The following is a 2,971-nucleotide window of genomic DNA, read 5'->3' as shown; positions in this document are numbered from 1 at the left end:
TTCATGCATAAATATACTGAAAATCAATGTATTGTGAATTTATTATCGGGTAAGTTATTAACAATCAGTAAGTTACAAAAAGGAGGGCTTTTTAGACAAACTGACGATAGAGGCAAGTAGCCCACAGACCCACTATGGCGTTAGCCTAGGGGGGCGAGGACTACAGCCGAAAGCGTGACCCGAACGCCATGCAGGTTATTTGGGTTTAGAAAAGGCTTGTTTGGCGGAGGGGGCCCGCATACAAAGAATATAAACCCAGATTACGCATAAGAAATGCATAAACGAGTTAAGAGTTTGTAAACCCAGCTAAATCAAGTAGTTCGGATTTGGAATCCTACTATTGATTAAATTGGTTTAAAAGAAAGTCAGATTGTTGTGTTTGACTTTTCAGGAAACCCTGTAGAACTTATTCTACTATTAATTTCCGAATTGCAACTTCACCATTTCTATCGGTAAAAGAAACTAAATACATTCCACTGTTTAGTTCATTGGAATTGATTTTTAATTTTCCAGAATCAGTGGTAGTTAATTGAATAAGTTGTCCATTCATGTCCATAATTTGAATACTACCTTCATTTCTTGGAAGACTAATTTCAATGGTTTGTCCTTTACCAATTGGGTTTGGAAAAATGATGTTTGAATTTACTTCAGATTCTAATAAACCTAAAGATTGGTTGGGGTGTTGATATCTCATAAAGAATTTCCAAATTTCAGTAGTATAAAATATGTCATCGGATGGGCCTAACCAGGTATGTTGAGCTCCATAAACTTTAAAATGCTCTAAAGCACCATCTGTTGAACAGTTTCCATAGGTAAAGTGGGTTATGTGATAACCATCGTTAGCGATATCTGGAACCAAAGAACTGTCCATGCTGGCACAGCCGTTGTTATTTGCCCAAAAATCAAGCAATTGGGGTACGCTTGATCCGAAAGATGCAGTATCGTAGGCAACAGTTGCATCGGATGTTCCGTGGAAAGTAATTAAGGGTAAGGCTCTTCCCGGGTTACAAGTAATACCTGCACCAATAGTAGCTGCCACAGGAGCGAAGGCAGCAATTCTATCATTCAGTTCGCAAGCTACCCGGTTTGTCATGTAACCACCCATAGAAAATCCACAAGCATAAATTCTACGCATATCCAAATTGAAATTGGAAGCGGTGGTATCGATCATTGCATTAATAAAGCCGATGTCATCTACGTTTTGATTTGGGAAATATTCAAATCCTCCAAAGCTTACTCCGGCGCCTGAATTCCAAGCGGTTCCTGCTAAGGCATCCGTAGCTGCTTGTGGAGTAATAACAATGAAATTAGCAGTATCGGCCACGAATGTCATTCCAATGTTTTCAAAATTATCCATATTATCACCCAAGCCATGAAAGCAAAATACCAAGGGAACTTTTTCAGAACCATTGTATGAAGCCGGCACATAAAGTTTGTATTGACGTTGAGTTCCACCAATATTGATTGTTTTAACAACCGATTGGGAAATGGAAGTAAGTGCAGATAGTAATAATGTGGAGGCTAAGACGAAATGTTTCATGCTTGATTGTTTGATGGAAGCAAAAATAACATAATAATTGTATTTGAATCAGCTTTTCAATTTTCCTTCATATTCAATTATTAATCGATAGTATAAAAATACACCCAGCGTGTACATGGCTCCGGTTATGAGAAAAATTTGAACATAAGCATGGTTCATTTCCCGCAAAATTTTAAAGATCCAGGAGCTAAAAAACCAACTTCCACTCCAAATGGCAGAAGTTAATGCAGAAATTATTTCTTTGTTATTGGGTCCAACATAATTAAGGACGAGCTCCGTTGTCATGGGGGCACTCATGTTCATCAAAGGTTGACGGCCCATATAAAATAATGCCGCTAATAATCCCGCATAGTGCCAATTTGAATAGTATTCGGTGGTTGCAAATAAAATTAATAGGATTACGGCAACGATTTGGGTGCCGGAAATTGCTTTTCTATATCCATATTTTTTTAAAAAATTTGGAACAAGGAGGGCAAGGATGGAAACAAGTAATGAGGTTAATGTTCCAATGATAGAAATCCATTTAGTGTCAATTTGATGTACATGGAAAAAAAATAAGTTGACAAAAGGAATAGTGAAACCTGCTCCGATTGCTATAATTATTGTAGGTATTAAAGCTTTAAAAATAAGTTTCCAATTGTAATTTATTTGGGAAATGTGACTTATTTGTGATTGTATTTCTTCTTTTTTTTCGATGTTTCTTAAAAAAGTTAATCCCAGTGTAGATAAAATTGCGATAAAGTACATAACTTCTCTCTCTGTGATTCCTATATCTGAAAAGGAAAGTAAGACAAAGGAAATAATACCACACAGTATGCTACCAATACTACCTGTTGCATAACTTAATGCAAATGCCTCGCTTTGAACCTCTTTAGAGCAGTTTCTTAATATGTAGGGATTAACGACAATGGCAATTAAATTATAAAAAATGCCCCAAAGGAACATTCCAAGTCGAATAATCCAATCTTGATGCAGGTCAACACCAATTAAAATGGCAACGGTTAAAATGGGAACGCAGATGGAAGATAAATAGAAGTAAGGAATTAAGGGCTTTCCCTTTATCCAAATACCAATTGGTATAGCAGTTAAAACTACCCCTAAAAATCGGAAAGATACGAACTCAGCACTTTGATAATCCTGGAAACCGCATTTGTTGAGTTGAATCAACATCACCATAAAAAATGCGGCATTAATTAATTGTAGGAATAACTCTGCCGCAATTAAATTTAATGTATTTGGGCCAATTCTTCGGTAAACCTGAATCAGTGAATTAATACGACTTCTCACAGAACAAAAGTATTATTCGGGTTAATAGACAAATTTCAGGCTGTAAATTGCTGTATCTGTTGCTGTGTATAGCTTTGACGAATTTGAAAGGTTATGAATAAAAAAAGTGCCTTCATTGTTCCAGCTCAATCCTTAAGAAAAATG

The 2,971-nt window shown here is 36.4% G+C and carries 2 protein-coding genes; both read right to left on the bottom strand.

The genetic code is table 11. The features are described from left to right. Nucleotides 1–406: 406 nt before the first annotated feature. Nucleotides 407–1,540 (bottom strand): T9SS type A sorting domain-containing protein, encoded by a 1,134-nt coding sequence (locus K1X82_15280; protein MBX7183473.1) that lies wholly within the window; start codon nucleotides 1,538–1,540, stop codon nucleotides 407–409. A gap of 48 nt (nucleotides 1,541–1,588) precedes the next feature. Next, on the bottom strand, nucleotides 1,589–2,827 hold the full coding sequence (locus tag K1X82_15275) for an MFS transporter (GenBank protein ID MBX7183472.1): 1,239 nt from the start codon (nucleotides 2,825–2,827) through the stop codon (nucleotides 1,589–1,591). Nucleotides 2,828–2,971: the final 144 nt, after the last annotated feature.

It is taken from the genome of Bacteroidia bacterium (assembly GCA_019695265.1).
Lineage (GTDB): Bacteria > Bacteroidota > Bacteroidia > JAIBAJ01 > JAIBAJ01 > JAIBAJ01.
This window is presented reverse-complemented; position numbering and strand designations above follow the sequence as displayed.

What these genes read in the sequence shown, in the direction of transcription:
- K1X82_15280 (MBX7183473.1), bottom strand. Translation starts at nt 1,540, where the DNA reads ATGAAACATTTCGTCTTAGCCTCCACATTATTACTATCTGCACTTACT.